The sequence below is a fragment of the Chitinophaga rhizosphaerae genome (assembly GCF_003958645.1).
GTDB classification, from domain to species: domain Bacteria; phylum Bacteroidota; class Bacteroidia; order Chitinophagales; family Chitinophagaceae; genus Chitinophaga; species Chitinophaga rhizosphaerae.
On the sequence record NZ_RXLO01000001.1, the window covers coordinates 454,743 to 474,354 of the forward strand.

4 protein-coding genes are annotated in these 19,612 nt (G+C 58.1%); 2 read left to right on the forward strand and 2 right to left on the reverse strand.

Annotated features, from left to right (window positions below; all coding sequences use genetic code 11):
* The first annotated feature begins 185 nt into the window (after positions 1-185).
* Together serA and EJ361_RS01740 are read left to right on the forward strand one after the other, a co-directional pair.
* Positions 186-1,424 (forward strand): phosphoglycerate dehydrogenase, encoded by a 1,239-nt coding sequence (gene serA / locus EJ361_RS01735; RefSeq protein WP_126243620.1) that lies wholly within the window; start codon positions 186-188, stop codon positions 1,422-1,424.
* A 118-nt stretch (positions 1,425-1,542) separates the two neighbouring features.
* A complete protein-coding gene (locus EJ361_RS01740) occupies positions 1,543-1,899 on the forward strand; it encodes a DUF4260 domain-containing protein (protein WP_126243621.1) in 357 nt (118 codons plus the stop codon).
* A 44-nt stretch (positions 1,900-1,943) separates the two neighbouring features.
* On the opposite strand, the gene EJ361_RS01745 is transcribed toward EJ361_RS01740, so the two are convergent.
* Positions 1,944-2,339: a hypothetical protein gene (locus tag EJ361_RS01745; protein WP_126243622.1), complete on the reverse strand. Its 396-nt coding sequence runs from the start codon at positions 2,337-2,339 to the stop codon at positions 1,944-1,946.
* Positions 2,340-2,550: 211 nt separating this feature from the next.
* Positions 2,551-19,581, reverse strand: a complete 17,031-nt coding sequence (locus tag EJ361_RS01750) for a gliding motility-associated C-terminal domain-containing protein (RefSeq protein WP_126243623.1) — start codon at positions 19,579-19,581, stop codon at positions 2,551-2,553.
* Positions 19,582-19,612 lie beyond the last annotated feature (31 nt).

Here is a 19,612-nt window from a genome sequence, read left to right on the forward strand (position 1 = left end):
GCATAAACGGCGAAAATAATTTAAAAAATACGAATTGTGAGGGGCTTTTTTTGCGTAATGTCGAATTCCGGAGGCCCTTTATTTGATTTCTCCTTAAACTAGGCTAGGTTTGTGCCACTTTTTGATGACAAATCTATCACCGGAAATGTCATCGCATTGTAATCAGCAGATATATATCCAACACCATGAGCCAAAAGAAATTAACGAGTTACCCAAAAGAGAAGATCAATATCCTTTTGCTGGAAAACATCAGTGACGCCGCGGTGGCAGAGTTCAAGGAAGCGGGGTATGTGAATACCCGGAAAGTCACGGGAGCCCTCAGCGAAGAGGACCTGATCCGCGAAGTGAAAGACGTCCATCTGCTGGGCATCCGCTCCAAGACCCAGGTTACCGCCAAAGTACTTGACGCCGCCAAGAAGCTCCAGGGCATCGGCTGCTTCTGTATCGGCACCAACCAGGTAGACCTGAAAAGCGCCACCGAGCACGGTGTGGCCGTATTCAACGCCCCGTATTCCAACACCCGCTCCGTAGCGGAACTGGTAATCGGCCTGTCTATCCTGCTCATCCGCCGCATCCCCGATAAAAACGCCGCTGCCCACAAAGGCATCTGGATGAAAGAAGCCACCGGCAGCTATGAACTTCGCGGCAAAACCATCGGCATCGTCGGCTACGGCAATATCGGCAGCCAGGTGAGCGTACTCGCAGAAGCACTGGGAATGAACGTCCTCTATTACGACGTGGAAACCAAACTGCCCCTGGGCAACGCTACCCAGATCCGCAACATCAAAGACCTGTTCTCCCAGTCAGATATCATTTCCCTGCACGTACCGTCTAACCGCAGCACGGCAGACATGATCAATAAAGAAACCCTCAAGCACGTCAAGAAAGGCGCGATCTTCCTCAATTACGCCCGTGGCGAAGTAGTGGTACTCGAAGACCTCCGCGATGCGCTCGAAAAAGGACAGTTGTCCGGCGCAGCGGTAGACGTGTTCCCGGTAGAGCCGGAAAAGAACGGCGCCGCTTTCACAACGCCGCTCCAGGGCCTGCCTAACGTGATCCTCACCCCGCACATCGGCGGCAGCACCGAAGAAGCGCAGCACAACATCGGGCTGGACGTGTCTTCCAAAATGCTGAATTACCTCGAAAAAGGCGCCAGCTTCGGCTCGCATACCGTGCCGGCACTGAGCGTTCCCGCCATCGAGAACACCCACCGCATCCTGCACATCCACAAAAACGTGCCGGGCGTGCTGTCGGAGATCAACAGCGCACTGTCGTCCAAAAACATCAACATCGTGGGCCAGTACCTCAAAACCAACGACCAGATCGGTTACGTGGTGCTCGACGTGGATTCCAAGCTTTCCCAGGAAGCGTTTTCCCTGCTCAAGGATGTAAGCCATACGATCAAGACCCGCATGCTGTATTAATACGGCCCGCCTCAACGATACCAGGCCTCCCGGCGTTCCGGGAGGCCTTTTTTCATGTGGAAATATTTGGTGAGGATTCCGAAAGAAAGCGCAACTTTGCGGCATATTTCAGACAAGTATGTCCAAATTGATAAAACTGGAGGAAGTGGCGATGTTCCTGCTCGCCATGCTGATGTTCGAACAACAGTGCACCTTATCGTGGTGGTGGTTTTTCGGTTGCCTTTTATTACCCGATCTGAGCATGCTCGGGTACCTGGGCGGCCCGCGCACCGGCGCCTGGCTGTACAATTTCTTCCATCATAAGGGCGTAGCCCTGCTGGCTTATTTCGCCGGTACCTGGTTCGCCTTCGAGCCCCTGGCGTTCGCAGGGATCGTTTTATTCGCCCATTCCTCGCTCGACCGTGTGTTCGGTTACGGCCTCAAACTGGCTACCGGCTTCCAGGATACGCACCTGGGCCGGATCGGGAAGAAATAATACCGTAAAATTAGGAATGGCTGCCCGCACGCTGCCGCCAGGCACTACTTCACATACAACGAGTCGATCAAACCCGCCGCCGACCCGTCGTGGAAGCGGAAGTACTTGGGCCCGGGCGCACCGATGGCCAGGGAAAGCATATGGCTGCGCGGTGTCGCAGATTGGCTGCAGTCGGGCGTTTCGGCATTCCGTCCACCCAAACTGGAAATAACCAGCGTATCGCCGTAGGTAATGGCATGGATCAGGGCAACGTCTTCACAAGCCCCGGCAAGCACCGTCACCTGCAGGCTCACTACTTCACCGCGACGGATGGTGTCTGGCCCTTCCATGCGGGTTACGACCAGCTGGCGGACGACCCGCGCGGTTTCGGTTTCCTTGTCACATCCCCAAACGAACATCAATAAGGCCGCAACGAGCCCTGGCAGGAAGGTTTTCTTCATCAGGATTAATTCTACCTAAATATGCAATTTTTATTTGACATATATGGGATCCAATCGTTGCCCGTTTTCCGCCCCGAGGACGAGAAACTGTTTCCCCGGCAATTGATACCGCCAGTTCATGGTACCGATAACCGGCAGCGGTCTATCGCACAAAAAAGAAGAAGGCCGCCCGGAAGGACGGCCTTTTCTATTCATATATTCCTGTCAAAAATTACCGGATCACGGTCACATCGCCTTTGATGATGAAGGCCGGGCCGAAGGTGGTCCGCTTGTAAGTGAGCCACCATACGAAGGTGCCTACGTCTACAGGGCGGCCTTTGTACGTTCCGTCCCAACCCTGGTGCTGATCTTTGCTGATGAACACCATTTCACCCCAACGGTTGAAGATGCGCAGTTCGTATTCGTACATCGGGCCTCTCAGTACGGGGCGGAAGAGATCGTTCTTGCCGTCGCCATTGGGAGAGAAGGCATTCGGTACTTCGGGTTTGCTGTCGCAATCTTTCACATCGATAGTGATTTCGTCCGTACTGCTGCCGCAATCGTTGAAGGCGGTCACGGTGTAGGTACCGGGTTCTTTCACTTCGATGGAAGCCGTGGTGGCACCGGTGCTCCAAAGGTAACGGCTGGCGTTCGTAGCGTTGGCTTTCAGCATGAAGCGGCGGCCGCGGCAGATGATCGTGTCGTTCCCCAGGTTCACCGTCGGCGGGCCGGCGAAAGATACCTTGATGCTGTCTGTTTTATAGCGGTCGCAGTATTTATCGAGTACGCCGAGTACGTAGGTGCCGGGCTGGGTGATGGACTTGATCGGGTTGAGGTCGCCATCGTTCCAGCGGTACACGTTCACGTCGGGGTGCCTTGCATCTACCAGGATACTGCTGCCGGGGCACATGTAGCGGTCCGGACCGAGCTCGAGCTTCATATCCGGGCGCTCGCTCACTCTCACGGCTTCTTTCACCACGCAATTGTCCCTGAACACGGCCACCTGGTAAGTGCCGGCCCTGCTCACTACGATGGAGTTGCTGGTTTCACCGGTAACCCACTGGATGCGGCCTGCGTTGGTGTTGACGGTCAGTATAACGGACTGGCCGGGGCAGATAGACGTATCTCTGCTGAGGGTTACGTCTGGCGGCGGGTTCACCGTTACGTTCACGGTATCGATGGTGATACATCCGAGTTTGGTGACGCGTACCCAGAAACGTTCCTGCGTGCTCACCGTGATGATGGGCGAGGTGGCGCCGGTGCTCCACAGGTAAGTGGCGTTGCCTTCCACGGTGGCGTCCAGTTTAACGGACTGGCCGCGGCAAATGGTGGTGTCTTTCAGATCGATGAGCGGCATCGGGATCACACCCACTTCGATGGAATCGGCCGCTTCGCACATACCGTTGCTAACGGTCACTTTATAAGTGCCTGCGCGGGTGATGCGGATACGTTGAGTGGTTTCACCCGTCGACCATCTGATCTGGTACCCGAAGTTGGCCGGGCCCGCATCCAGTACCATGCCGTTACCGCCGCAGAGACTGGTATCGCTGCCCAGGTTCACCACAGGCATTTGCAGGTAGTTGATGGTGTAGGTCACCGTATCGGACACACAACCGGTGATACCGTCGCGCACCACGAACGAGGCCGAAGTAGCGCCGTTCACATTGAAGCGCGGGTTCGTGGAGGTCATCGGAACGCTTACCGCATTGGCCGGCGTTACGCCTACCAGGGTGTATACAGGTCTGTTCACGTCGCCTTTGGTTTTCAGGGTGATGAACGGATTGGTAGAGCAGTTCGTGAATACTTCCGCTTCCAGTTCCGGTTTCGGACAGGGCAGCACGTGGATCTGCTGGATCACGTCGTCTGCCGCGTTGCCGCAATTATCGGTCACTTTCCATCTTCTGGTGATGGTATAACCGGCACACAGGTCAGGCGTATACGGGTCGATGGTGTATTGGACCTGTTTGGGGAAACCTTCCGAGCAGTTGTCGGTCGCCGTCAGTGCGATCGGGTCTGTCGGGATGGCTTGTCCGCAGGTCAGCGTAATGTCTGCCGGGGGAGCGGCGATCACGGGTTTCACCGTGTCGATCACCGTGATCACCTGGCGCATTTCGTTGGCGTTGCCGCAGTTGTCTACCGCCGTCCAGATATTCACGATCCGGTAAGCGCAATTGCCCGGTACGGTTTCGCGAAGAGATCTGAACCTTACGGTCACACCGCCACTGGGCGTACAGTTGTCGGTAGCGTTGATGCTCACCGGAGCCGGGAGGTTATCGCACATCACCGTGGTATCTGCCGGTACGGCCATGGTGAACGTCGGCTTGGTGGTATCCATCACCGTGATCACCTGCGTAGCGATGGCTACGTTGCCACATTCGTCGATGGCTTTCCAGGTGCGGGTCAGGCGGTAATTGTCGGCGCAACGGGTGGAGAGCGGGCGCTTGCTGAAGCTGTACTCGATCCGTACGTTATTGCCGGAGCAATTGTCGGTTGCGGTCATTACCGGCACCGAGGGCACTTCGCTGCAAGACAGTGTAATGTCGGTCGGCGGCAGGGTAGTGAAGACCGGCGCTGTGGTATCCTGTACCGTGATCGTCTGCGTTACCGTGGTTGCGTTGCCGCATTCGTCGGTAGCCGTCCAGGTACGGATGAGGCGGTAGTTGTTCGCGCAGGCGCCGGGGATATCTTCGCGGCGTTCGTATTTCACGATGCGCACGTTCGCAGCGGGCGAGCAGTTGTCGGTGGCCGTCAGGTCCGGCTGCACCGGGATGGCGCTGCACTCAACCGTCGCATTCGCGGGAACAGGCATGTTGAACACGGGTTTGGTGTTGTCCACAACGGTCAGTACCTGTGTCACGGTGCGGGCGTTGCCGCATTCGTCGGTAGCCGTCCAGGTACGGATGAGGCGGTAATTGTTCGCGCAGGCGCCGGGTATGTCTTCGCGGCGTTCGTTCTTCACGATCGTCACGTTGGTACCGGAGCAGGCGTCGTTCGCCGTCAGGTCGGGCTGTGCCGGGATAGCGTGGCACTCTACCGTAGCGTCTGCCGGAGCAGGCGTAGTGAATACCGGTGCGGTGGTATCTCTCACCGTCAGTACCTGTTGAACCGTGGTGCTGTTGCCACACTCGTCGGTCGCCGTCCAGGTACGGATGAGGCGATAGTTGTTCGCACAAGCGCCGGGGATATCTTCGCGGCGTTCGTTTTTCACTACTATCACATTATTGCTGGCAGAGCAGTTGTCGGTCACGTTGAGGTTCGGCTGAACCGGGATGGCGCTGCATTCTACCGTAGCGTCTGCCGGCGTGCTGCCTACGAAAGTGGGACGGGTGGTGTCCTGAACGGTCAGCACCTGCGTCACCGTGCGGGCGTTGCCGCATTCGTCGGTCGCGGTCCAGGTACGGATCAGGCGATAGTTGTTCACGCATGCACCGGCGATGTCTTCGCGGCGTTCGCTCTTCACGATCCTGATGGCGCTGGTAGCAGTACAGTTGTCGGTTACCGACAGGTCGGGCTGTGTCGGGATGGCGTCACAATTCACCGTTACGTCGGCCGGTACCGGCATCGTGAAATTCGGGCGTGTGGTATCCTGTACCGTGATCACCTGTGTCAGCACGGCGTTGTTGCCGCATTCGTCGGTAGCCGTCCAGGTGCGGATGAGGCGGTAGTTGTTGGCGCATGCTCCGGCGATGTCTTCACGGCGCTCGTTCTTCACGATGGTCACGCGGTTTGGTGCGGAGCAGTTGTCGGTAGCCGCAATGTCGGGTTGTGCCGGTACGGCGTTGCAATCTACGGTCGCATCCATGGGAACGGGCAGGGCAAACACGGGCCTGGTCGTATCCTGAACCGTAACCACCTGGCGCACGGTGCGGGCGTTGCCGCAGGCGTCGGTAGCCGTCCAGGTACGGATGAGGCGGTAGTTGTTGGCACATGCGCCGGCGATGTTTTCACGGGTCTCGTTTTTCACAACGGTCACGTCGCTGGCGGCGGAGCAGTTGTCGGTAGCCGTGAGGTCGGGCTGCACGGGGATGGCGTCGCAATTCACCGTCGTATCTGCCGGTGTAGGCATCATGAACGCGGGACGGGTGGTGTCTCTCACCGTGATCACCTGGATCACTTTGGTGATATTGCCGCATCCGTCGTTGGCCGTCCAGGTGCGGAGCAACCTGTAATTATTGGCGCAGGCGCCGGGGATGTCGATATGTTCTTCTTCGAACTGAACATTGATAACACCTGCACAGTTATCGCTGGCCGTGATCACGGGGCGTGCCGGGATGGCGTCGCAATTCACCGTGGTATCTGCCGGGATCGGGGTGGTAAACACCGGCTTGGTACGGTCGGCCACGATGATGGTCTGCGTGAGCGTGGTGCTGTTGCCGCATACATCGGTAGCCGTCCAGGTGCGGATGAGGCGATAAGTATTGGCGCAGGTGCTGTCGATGCGCTGTTCGTTTTTCACGACGGCCACATTACCGGCGCAGTTGTCGGTGGCAGACAGATCAGGCTGTGCGGGCACCTTGTCGCACGCTACCGTTGCGTTGGCAGGAGCGGGGCTGGTGAACACGGGGGCCGTGGTGTCTTGTACCGTTACGGTCTGCGATACGGTATTGAAGTTGCCGCATTCGTCGGTGGCGGTCCAGGTGCGGATCAGTTCGTAGTGGTTGATGCAGGCGCCCGGTATATCGCGGCGGGTTTCGCTGAAGCGGACGGTCACGTTGTTGCCGGTGCTGCAATTGTCGGTAGCGTTCATGTTCGGTGCGGCGGGCACTTTGTCGCAATCCACAGTGGTGTCTGCAGGTGCTGCGCTGGTGAACACGGGCGCTTTGGTATCTACTACGGTGATGGTCTGCGTCACGGTCTGCGCGTTCCTGCACTCATCGATGGCCGTCCAGGTGCGGATCAGGAGGTAGTTGTTGGCGCAGGCGCCGGGAATCGGGTTCCTGTTTTCGTTTTTCAGAACGGTCACTTTACCGGCCGGGCTGCAGTTGTCGATGGCAGTGAGGTCGGGCTGTGCAGGGATCTCGTCGCAGTTCACCGTTACATCTGCAGGCGCAGGCATGGTGAACACGGGAGCGGTCCTGTCTTCTACGGTCAGCGTCTGTACGAAAGTCGCGCTGTTGCCGCAGAGATCGGTGGCCGTCCAGGTGCGGCGCAGGCGGTAATTGTTGGCGCAGGCACCGGATGTGCGGATGGTATCCACTTTCAGGGAAACGGTCACCTGGTTGCCCATGCTGCAATTATCCGTTGCGTTCACCACAGGGGTGGCAGGAATGGCGTCGCAGCTCACGGTAGCGTCTACAGGCTGTCCGTTCGGGAAGGAGAACACCGGATTGGTGGTATCCTGAACGGTCACCAGCTGAACGTGCGTGCTGAAATTACCGCAAAGGTCGGTGGCAGTCCAGGTTCGGCGCAGCTGGTAATTATTGATGCAGGCGCTGTTTGCGCGAAGGGTATCGGTCTTCAGTTCGATGGTCACCATGTTGCCCGGCGTACAGTTGTCCGTAGCGGCCGGCATGACGGCGGCAGGTACGGCGTCGCAGTTCACGGTTACGTTGGCAGGACGGCTTGCCCAAACCATTACGGGCTTGGTAGTGTCCTGTACGGTAACGGTCTGAACGTGGGAGATCACGTTGCCGCAAAGGTCGGTAGCGGTCCAGGTGCGGCGCAGTTGGTAATTGTTCACGCAGGCGTTGGAAGCGCGCACCGTATCCTGGCGGTAATCCATATCGATCTGGTTCACAGGCGTACAGTTATCCGTTGCCATGGCGGTTGCTGCGGCCGGGATGGCATCGCAGTTCACGGTTACGTTGGCAGGGCGGGCACCGGTCCATACCAGCACGGGGCGGGTAGTATCCCGGACGGTGACAGTCTGCACATGCGTAGCCACGTTGCCGCAAAGGTCGGTAGCGGTCCAGGTGCGCCGAATGGTGTAATTGCTCACACAAGCGCCCGGAGCGCGGGTGATCACGGAATCCATCACCAGCGTGATCTGGTTGGCAGGCGTACAGTTATCAGAAACGGTCGGCACCGGCCTTGCGGGAAGTGCATCGCAATTGGCGGTCATATCCGCAGGCAATCCGCCCGTCCAGGTGAATTTCGGCATGGTCGTATCCTGTACGGTGATCAGCTGTTCCCAGCTGGTGCTGTTGTTGCACAGGTCGGTAGCCGTCCAGATGCGGCGGATGGTATAGCTGCTGATGCAGGCGCCCGGTGCGCGGGTGATCACGGAATCGCGACGGATCGTGATCTGGTTGCCGGGCGTACAGTTGTCGGTAGCCGCCGGCATCATAGCGCCGGGGATGTTATCGCAGTTCACCGTTACATTGGCAGGGCGCGCACCGGTCCACACGAGGGTGGGGCGGGTGGTGTCCTGAACGGTGATCAGTTGTTCGTGGGTGGATGCGTTACCGCAGCCGTCGGTAACGGTCCAGATACGGCGGATGGTGTAATTGCTCACACACATGCCAGAAACACGGGTGATCACGGAATCGCGGCGGATGGTGATCGCATTGGCGGGCGTACAGTTGTCGGTTGCCGCCGGCATCACTGCTGCCGGGATGGCGTCGCAATTTACGGTGATGTTGGCAGGACGGGCACCGTTCCAAACGATATTCGGGCGGGTGGTATCCTGAACGGTCACCAGTTGCTGGTGCATGTTCATGTTGCCGCAGCGGTCCGTGATCGTCCATCTCCGCATGATCTGGTAGCTGCTTGCACAGGCTCCGGGGGTACGGATGATGGTGGAGTCGTATACCAGTACTATTTGATTGGCCGGCGTGCAGTTGTCGGTCGCGAGCGGGATCGCCCTGGCGGGGATGGCGTCGCAATTCACCGTGATGTTGGCCGGTGCCGGACCGTTCCAAACAAATCCCGGGCGGGTGGTATCCTGTACCGTGATCAGCTGCTCGTAGCGGGCCACGTTACCACAGAGGTCGGTAGCCGTCCAGATACGGCGGATCGTGTATTTGCTGATGCAATCGGCAGGATTGCGGGTGATCACCGAATCGCGGCGGATGGTGATCGCGTTCGCAGGCGTGCAATTATCGTTTGCAGTCGGCATCACCGCGCCAGGGATGTTGTCGCAGTTCACCGTTACGTTGGCAGGAGCGGTAGTAGCCCATACCATCGTCGGACGGGTAGTGTCCTGAACGGTGATCAGTTGTTCCCAGGTAGTGCTGTTATTGCACAGGTCGGTGGCCGTCCAGATGCGGCGGATCGTGTAGTTGCTCGTGCAACCCGAAGTCGGGCGCGTCACAACGGAATCCCGGCGGATCGTGATCGCGTTGGCAGGTGTACAGTTGTCGGTAGCCGTCGGCATCACCGCGCCAGGGATGTTGTCGCAGTTCACGGTGATGTTGGCAGGACGGGTGCCGGCCCAAACCAATGTCGGACGGGTGGTGTCCTGCACCGTGATGAGCTGCTCCCAGGTGGTGCTGTTGCTGCACAGGTCGGTGGCCGTCCAGATACGGCGGATCGTGTAGTTGCTCGTGCAACCCGAAGTCGGGCGCGTCACAACCGAATCGCGGCGGATCGTGATCGCGTTGGCAGGCGTACAATTGTCGGTAGCCGTCGGCATCACCGCGCCGGGAATGTTATCGCAGTTTACGGTGATGTTGGCAGGACGGGGGCCAGCCCAAACCAGCGCCGGACGGGTGGTATCCTGTACCGTGATCAGTTGCTCCCAGCTGGTGCTGTTATTGCACAGATCGGTGGCCGTCCAGATGCGGCGGATCGTGTAGTTGCTCGTGCAACCAGAAGTCGGACGCGTCACAACGGAATCCCGGCGAATAGTGATCTGGTTGGCAGGCGTACAGTTATCGGTAGCCGCCGGCATCACCGCAGCAGGGATGTTATCGCAGTTTACCGTTACGTTGGCAGGACGGGTGCCAGCCCAAACCAGCATCGGACGGGTAGTGTCCCGTACCGTAATGAGCTGTTCGTGCGAGATGGCGTTGCCGCACAGGTCGGTAGCCGTCCAGATACGGCGGATGGTATAGTTGCTCGTGCAACCCGAAGTCGGGCGCGTCACAACGGAGTCGCGACGGATCGTGATCCTGTTGCCAGGCGTACAATTGTCGGTAGCGTTCGGCATCACGGCACCGGGAATGTTGTCGCAATTCACGGTGATGTTGGCAGGACGGGCGCCGGTCCACACGAGGGCAGGACGGGTCGTATCACGCACCGTCACCATTTGAATATGCGTATCGGTGTTACCGCACAGGTCGGTAGCGATCCAGGTGCGGCGGATCTGGTAGTTGGAGATGCAGGTACTTCCGGTACGCAGCGTGTCGAGACGGATGGTGATCGTCACCTGGTTCGCAGGTGTACAGTTATCCGTAGCGGTAGCCGTTACAGTGGCGGGAACGGCGTCGCAATTCACCGTCGTGTCGCGCGGAGCGCCATTTGCGAATGCCAGTACCGGGCGGGTGGTATCCTGTACCGTGATCAGCTGCTCGTAGCGGGCCACGTTACCACAGAGGTCGGTAGCCGTCCAGATACGGCGGATCGTGTATTTGCTGATGCAATCGGCAGGATTGCGGGTGATCACGGAATCGCGGCGGATGGTGATCGCGTTCGCAGGCGTGCAATTATCGTTTGCAGTCGGCATCACCGCGCCAGGGATGTTGTCGCAGTTCACCGTTACGTTGGCCGGCCGTGTCCCAGCCCATACCATCGTCGGACGGGTAGTGTCCTGAACGGTGATCAGTTGTTCCCAGGTAGTGCTGTTATTGCAAAGGTCGGTGGCCGTCCAGATGCGGCGGATCGTGTAGTTGCTCGTGCAACCCGAAGTCGGGCGCGTCACAACGGAATCCCGACGGATGGTGATCGCATTGGCAGGTGTACAGTTGTCGGTAGCCGTCGGCATCACCGCGCCAGGGATGTTGTCGCAGTTCACGGTGATGTTGGCAGGACGGGTGCCGGCCCAAACCAATGTCGGACGGGTGGTGTCCTGCACCGTGATGAGCTGCTCCCAGGTGGTGCTGTTGCTGCACAGGTCGGTGGCCGTCCAGATACGGCGGATCGTGTAGTTGCTCGTGCAACCCGAAGTCGGGCGCGTCACAACCGAATCCCGGCGGATCGTGATCGCGTTGGCAGGCGTACAATTGTCGGTAGCCGTGGGCATCACCGCGCCGGGAATGTTATCGCAGTTTACGGTGATGTTGGCAGGACGGGGGCCAGCCCAAACCAGCGCCGGGCGGGTGGTATCCTGCACCGTGATCAGTTGCTCCCAGCTGGTGCTGTTATTGCAAAGATCGGTCGCTGTCCAGATGCGGCGGATCGTGTAGTTGCTCGTGCAACCCGTGGTCGGGCGCGTCACAACGGAATCCCGGCGAATAGTGATCGCATTGGCAGGCGTACAGTTATCGGTAGCCGTCGGCATCACCGCAGCAGGGATGTTATCGCAGTTTACCGTTACGTTGGCAGGACGGGTGCCAGCCCAAACCAGCGTCGGACGGGTAGTATCCCGTACCGTAATGAGCTGTTCGTGCGAGATGGCGTTACCGCACAGGTCGGTAGCCGTCCAGATACGGCGGATGGTATAGTTGCTTGTGCAACCCGAAGTCGGGCGCGTCACAACGGAATCGCGGCGGATCGAGATCGCGTTGGCAGGCGTACAGTTGTCGGTAGCCGTCGGCATCGCAGCGCCGGGAATATTGTCGCAATTCACAGTGATGTTGGCAGGAGCTGTAGTCGCCCAAACGAGTCGGGGGAGGGTCGTATCCTGTACCGTGATAAGCTGGATATGCGTATCGGTATTACCGCACAGGTCGGTAGCGATCCAGGTGCGGCGGATCTGGTAGTTGGAGATGCAGGTACTTCCGGTACGCAGCGTGTCGAGACGGATGGTGATCGTCACCTGGTTCGCAGGTGTACAGTTATCCGTAGCGGCAGCCGTTACAGTGGCGGGAACGGCGTCGCAATTCACCGTCGTGTCGCGCGGAGCGCCATTTGCGAATGCCAGTACAGGGCGGGTGGTATCCTGTACCGTGATCAGCTGCTCGTAGCGGGCCACGTTACCACAGAGGTCGGTAGCCGTCCAGATACGGCGGATCGTGTATTTGCTGATGCAATCGGCTGGATTGCGGGTGATCACCGAATCGCGGCGGATGGTGATCGCGTTCGCAGGCGTGCAATTATCGTTTGCAGTCGGCATCACTGCACCGGGGATGTTGTCGCAGTTCACTGTTACGTTGGCAGGAGCGGTAGTAGCCCATACCATCGTCGGACGGGTAGTGTCCTGAACGGTGATCAGTTGCTCCCAGGTAGTGCTGTTATTGCACAGGTCAGTCGCCGTCCAGATGCGGCGGATCGTGTAGTTGCTCGTGCAACCCGAAGTCGGGCGCGTCACAACGGAATCGCGGCGGATCGTGATCGCGTTGGCAGGTGTACAGTTGTCGGTAGCCGTCGGCATCACCGCACCAGGGATATTGTCGCAGTTCACGGTGATGTTGGCAGGACGGGTGCCGGCCCAAACCAATGTCGGACGGGTGGTATCCTGCACCGTGATGAGCTGCTCCCAGGTGGTGCTGTTGCTGCACAGGTCGGTGGCGGTCCAGATGCGGCGGATCGTGTAGTTGCTCGTGCAACCCGAAGTCGGGCGCGTCACAACGGAATCCCGGCGGATCGTGATCGCATTGGCAGGCGTACAGTTATCGGTAGCCGTGGGCATCACCGCGCCAGGGATATTATCGCAGTTTACGGTGATGTTGGCAGGTGCTGCACCAGTCCATACGAGGGTAGGGCGGGTGGTATCCTGCACCGTGATGAGCTGCTCCCAGGTAGTGCTGTTGCTGCACAGGTCGGTGGCCGTCCAGATGCGGCGGATCGTGTATTTGCTGATGCAATCTGCCGGATCACGAATGATCACCGAATCGCGGCGGATCGTGATCGCGTTGGCAGGCGTACAGTTATCGTTTGCAGTCGGCATCACCGCGCCAGGAATGTTATCGCAATTCACGGTGATGTTGGCAGGACGGGGGCCAGCCCAAACCAGCGCCGGGCGGGTGGTATCCTGCACCGTGATCAGCTGCTCCCAGGTAGTGCTGTTGCTGCAAAGATCGGTAGCCGTCCAGATACGGCGGATCGTGTAGTTGCTCGTGCAACCCGAAGTCGGGCGCGTAACAACGGAATCGCGTCGGATCGTAATCGCATTGGCAGGTGTACAGTTGTCGGTAGCCGTCGGCATCACCGCGCCAGGGATATTATCACAGTTCACCGTGATATTGGCAGGCCGTGTTCCGGCCCAAACCAGCGCCGGGCGGGTGGTATCCTGTACCGTGATCAGTTGCTCCCAGGTAGTGCTGTTGCTGCAAAGATCGGTAGCCGTCCAGATACGGCGGATCGTGTAGTTGCTCGTGCAACCCGAAGTCGGGCGCGTCACAACGGAATCCCGGCGGATCGTGATCGCGTTGGCGGCCGTACAATTGTCGGTAGCCGTCGGCATCACCGCACCAGGGATATTATCACAGTTCACCGTGATATTGGCAGGCCGTGTTCCGGCCCAAACCAGCGTCGGGCGGGTAGTATCCTGCACCGTGATGAGCTGCTCCCAGGTAGTGCTGTTGCTGCAAAGATCGGTAGCCGTCCAGATACGGCGGATCGTGTAGTTGCTCGTGCAACCCGAAGTCGGGCGCGTCACAACGGAATCGCGGCGGATCGTGATCGCGTTGGCGGCCGTACAATTGTCGGTAGCCGTCGGCATCACCGCGCCAGGAATATTGTCGCAATTCACCGTTACGTTGACAGGCGCTGCACCGGTCCATACGAGGGTGGGGCGGGTGGTATCCTGCACCGTGATCAGCTGCTCCCAGGTGGTGCTGTTGCTGCACAGGTCGGTGGCCGTCCAGATGCGGCGGATCGTGTAGTTGCTCGTGCAACCCGAAGTCGGGCGCGTCACAACGGAATCGCGGCGGATCGTGATCGCGTTGGCAGGCGTACAGTTGTCGGTAGCCGTCGGCATCACCGCGCCGGGAATATTATCGCAATTCACGGTTACGTTGGCAGGACGGGTTCCGGCCCAAACCAGCGCCGGGCGTGTGGTGTCCTGCACCGTGATCAGCTGCTCCCAGGTGGTGCTGTTGCTGCAAAGATCGGTGGCCGTCCAGATGCGGCGGATCGTGTATTTGCTGATGCAATCTGCCGGATCGCGGGTGATCACGGAATCGCGGCGGATCGTGATCGCGTTGGCAGGTGTACAGTTATCGGTAGCCGTCGGCATCACTGCACCGGGGATGTTATCGCAGTTCACCGTTACGTTGGCGGGTGCTGCACCGGTCCATACGAGGGCGGGACGGGTGGTGTCCTGCACCGTGATGAGCTGCTCCCAGGTAGTGCTGTTGCTGCAAAGATCGGTGGCCGTCCAGATGCGGCGGATCGTGTAGTTGCTCGTGCAACCCGAAGTCGGGCGCGTCACAACGGAATCCCGGCGGATCGTGATCGCGTTGGCAGGCGTACAGTTATCGGTAGCCGTGGGCATCACCGCGCCAGGGATATTATCACAGTTCACCGTGATATTGGCCGGCCGTGTTCCGGCCCAAACCAGCGCCGGGCGGGTGGTATCCTGTACCGTGATCAATTGGGAATGGGTGGAAGCGTTACCGCACAGGTCCGTTACCGTCCAGTTACGGCGAATCGTGTACTTGCTGACGCAATCGCCGGCCACGCGCGTGATCACGGAATCCCGCCTGATCGTGATCGCATTCACCGAAGCACAGTTGTCGGTAGCTGTGGGGTTGATCGCTGCGGGGATATTGTCGCAATTCACCGTCACATCTGCAGGAGCGGCGCCACTCCAGATGATCGTCGGCGGCACATTGTCTACCACCTTCACGATCTGGATTCTTTCGGATTTGTTACCGCAAGCATCGGTAGCCGTCCAGGTGCGCTTCAGCCAGTAAGTGTTCTGGCAGGAGTTCGCCACCCCGGTCCTGATGGTATCCTGTGTATAGTCCAGTCTTACGGTCACGCCGGCAGGCAGACAGTTGTCGCTCACCGTGGGCGTTACCGCAGCAGGAATGGCGTTACAGTTCGCATTCAGCGTATCGGCCAGTACAGGGCTCCAGGTCATGGTGGGTTTCGAAGTGTCCACCACCGTGATCCGCTGGGTATGTATCAATTCGTTATTGCAATTGTCTTTCGCTGTCCAGGTGCGGATCAGCACATAATTGTTCACGCAGGTGCCGGTAAACGATGCGTCCAGAACGGTATTCACCGTTACGGTCACCGCAGCGTCTGCCGTACAATTATCCGTAGCGGATGCCGTGATCGCCGCGGGTACCGCCGAACAGCTCACCGTCGTGTCAACAGGGACGTGGCCGTTGGGGAATTGTAGGACGGGTTTCATCGTATCCGTCACCGTGATGGTTTGGGAAGTGGTCACTTTCAATCCGCAAGGGTCTTCGGCCGTCCATGTACGGGTAATGGTCATGCCGCAGGTATTGTTCACTGTAACATCGGCATGCGTAATGGTAAGCGCCAGGCCCAGCGGGTGCTGGAACGTAGGCGTACCGAAAAGTGTCGTATAATCCAATGTTTTATCGCATTCCCTGCTCAGGTTCGGCGGGGTCGTTACCACTGTAGGCGGATTGGTGCTTACCGTGATCTTAACCGGCGCGGAAGTATCTGTACATGCACCGGAGTTCACTATCCTGCGGAACCATGTAGTTACCGTTAGCGCGCCCGGCTGATAATACTCACCCGTGGCCGCTGCACCGGGGATCGTCGTAAACCCGGCGGTGGCGCTGGTGGTGCTGGACTGCCAGCTATAAGTGAAGGTACCGGTGCCGCTGGACGGATGCCCAACGTCATAAATCTGCGCCGGAACGGTGTTCGGACAAATTACCTGGTCTTCCCGGATAATATTCTGATTGATTTCGTTGAGATTGGTCAGCAACACCGTGTCAGACACTGCCGCGCAATCGCCGTTCGTGACCGTCCAGATAAGCATGGCGGTGGTACCCACAAAAACCCTTGCCGTGCTGGTGGGGCTATGGATATCGGAGAACACCACGGAAGCGGGGTTCGCCGTCCAGGTGCCTACCGCGCCGGCAACGCCCGGAGCAGATGCCGCCAGCTGGAACAGTTCATCGTTACATTTTTCCTGGTCAGGACCGGCGTTCGGCTTAACCGGTTGCTGGAACACGGTTACCGTAGTGCTCACGCAGGCAGAATTGCCGCATGTTGTACTGCCGATAGCATGTACGGAATAAGTGGTCGTAGCAGTGGGGGAGACGTTGATGGAAGTCACGTTCCGCCCGATCTCCACGCCCGTAGCGCAATCGCCGCGATACCATACCCACTCCGAGTTGGAGCCGATCGTTCCGCTGGCGATGCTCAGCGTCACGGTTTCACCCACGCAGATGCTGCCGTCGGTTACGCCGATGGTTGGTGTGGTAGACGGGGTATTCAGCACTACGTCGAACTCCTTCGCATCAAAGCAGGTATCATTGGTGGTTCCTACCGGTTTACGTACCGTCATGCGGAAGCGATATGTTCCTGGAGCGGCGGCGGACGGATAGGTTACCGTGATGGTACCACCGGTCGTGCTGGGCAGGGGCATATCTTTAATATCCACGAAGCCCGGCATTATGGGCGCAATCGCTTCGAGGTCGTACCGGGACGGTGCGTTCGTTGCCGTATATGTCAGCGGGAAGGTAAATGGCGTTGCCTTGCAGACATCGATGGCCGAGGGGATCGTCACCGTCGGACCATTGAAGTAACGCAGTGTCACGGGAATCGTAACCGGGGGACAGCTTTTCGCATTGCCGTTCCGTTTACGCACCACCCAATTCACGACGGCAGATGTGCCCGCAGCGCCGTTGTAGGTGATCACCGCATTGGGGTTATTTACTTCGCTGGCAGGAATGGTAAATGGAGCCGGCAGTATGTCGGGCTCCCAGGTACCGATCAGCGATGTATCGGTGAGGGGTTGCGCCGTCATGGTAAATGTGCGGGAACATTGCGACATATCCGTCTCCGTTACCGTTGCAGTGGGCCTGGTATACGTGATAAATTCCCTCTCCGAAACGGTTTTACAATCCGCCAGGTCGGAAGATATCGTCAACCGCACGCGCACGGGCACGTTCGGCGGCATATTGATCAGGTCGCGCTCGTTGGTGGCCGATGCCGGGATTGTCAGACTGGCACCGTTCGCGGCACCTACGATTTCCCAGGTTACGGTATACGGTGTTTTGCCGGCGGGAGTACCACCGGTATTGCGTATGCGGTAAGTTGTGGTCACCGGATTGGTACACTGCGCGTTCACGTTCTGGATGTTGGCCACGGGGTTCTTTACCGACGAGATCTTTATCGTATCCGTCCGTAAACACTGCCCGTTCCGCACTTCGAGGTATGGCTTGATGGAATCGCCGTCCAGGGGAGGCGCCGTCACGTTGATAGATGGCGTGATGGAGTTGCTCGGCATCCAGCGGAGCTTGTATCCGGCATTGGCCGCTCCTGCGTCCAGCGTTACAGACGAGCCTGCGCAGACAACCGTGTCCGGCCCCAGGTTCACTACCGGCGGCTCGTCCACATATATGGTTACGGTATCGCGCCGCGTACAATAACGCGGAACACTGCCCACCATACCAAAATAGGCCGTACCGGCCACGATGTAGGTGGAAGTTACGTCTGGCTGGATGAGGATCTTGTCTTTCGGTTGCGGTCCCGACGGCCAGGGCATAATATAGTTACCGGTGAAATCGAACTGCTCGTAACCGTTAGGGTTGGCAGAAGATTCCAGCGGCACCGCCGTCAACACCAGCGATTCGCCTTTACACAGCGAATCCTTCGGCACAACGATATCCGGTAGTGGTATGACGCCGATCAATACGGGCGACGATGGCGTATAACATTTCGATCCCGGAACATTGTTCCCGTTTTCGATCACCATCAATCGATAATAAAAATCCACATTGGGTTCTGTGAGGAGCCCTTCGGGGATGGTGAGCACGGCCGTGTTCACACCGGTATAGCCTGATGCGGCGGTGATAGGCGTCCATGTACCGGTCAGGCCACGGCGTACTTCCCAATGATAAACAGGATTGTCGAAATAATCGATCGGGTCGATGGTGGCTTTAACAGTAAGGCCTGCGCCCGGGCAAATATAATCCGATGTACCAACGCCGTCGATATAGGTAAAGATCTTGGGCGCGCAGAATTCGAATTTGATGTCGTCCACCGCAATGTCGTTACCACAACCGCCGTCATTATTGTTCTTGATCTCAACCGTTACATCCTCCACGCCAGGTGGCAATGTCACGGTACCCCCGAATTGCTGCCAGCCGGTCAACCGCTGATCGCCCGCATCAAGGCGGCGGAGGTCCATGGACACATCGCCTGTATAAAACTGGCCGATGATCGCATTTGTGGCTTTGTTCCTGATGATGAAAGTCACACCGGCATATTGGTAAGGACTTCCATAGCCGGCACAGACACTTGACAGCACCTGGTGGGAGTTAAGGTTGATAAACCAGGCCGAGAAATTATATTTCGCACCAGGGCAGAGCGCGTTCACTTCTCTCTTATAGAAAGTTTTAGGCTGTTCCGAGGAGTTGGCGATCAGCATGCCACCATAGCCATTATTGGTATGATCGTCCACATTGTCCCACTCCGCCCGGCCGCCGCGTATCGAATTGTAATAAACAGTATACCAGTCGTCGGCGAGGGGCCATCCATTACTGGTGTTACCTGCAACGTATGGGTTGGAGTTATAATTATAATCGATCGTACCGGAAGTAACAGGCCGGCGAGGACCGCCCGCCGTGAAAGTCCCGAAGTCTTCTTCGAAGTTCGTATCGGGCGCAAAGTCGCCGAGGCACTTGGTGATAGGGCAATCCGACACAGAAATGTTCTGCTGGACCTCCCGCACATAATTGGTCCCATTATATCTTCTATATAATGTAGCCCGGATCGTGTAAGTGCCAACCTCTTTCATGTCGAGCAAGATGGATTGGCCGGGATTGATCTGTCTTGAACCGTATGTGACCTGGCTGTTTACCCATAAAATCGGACTGGGCCTTCCCATGGAAGCCCGGTATACGAAGACCGAGCCGGAGGGCAGCGTAATTGTCCATTTGACGCTGTCCGGGCTGCGCGTGCTTCTGAAGAATACGTGGATCGCCGCGTATTTGTCCAGACAGACGTTCTCGGGAGCATTCATCCAGGAGTCAAAGTCATCGTTATAGACCCTTGGTAAGCTGGTTTGGGCCAGTGTCATCCCGGCGGCGGACATTAATATAACAAGCAGTAGTAAAATTCGTCTCATTGTCGCAAACAATTTTGTGAATGAAATACCG

Bases quoted from the DNA above. Each gene is read 5' to 3' on its own strand.
- EJ361_RS01745 (WP_126243622.1), bottom strand. From the start codon at position 2,339: ATGAAGAAAACCTTCCTGCCAGGGCTCGTTGCGGCCTTATTGATGTTC.
- serA (WP_126243620.1), top strand. From the start codon at position 186: ATGAGCCAAAAGAAATTAACGAGTTACCCAAAAGAGAAGATCAATATC.
- EJ361_RS01740 (WP_126243621.1), top strand. From the start codon at position 1,543: ATGTCCAAATTGATAAAACTGGAGGAAGTGGCGATGTTCCTGCTCGCC.
- EJ361_RS01750 (WP_126243623.1), bottom strand. From the start codon at position 19,581: ATGAGACGAATTTTACTACTGCTTGTTATATTAATGTCCGCCGCCGGG.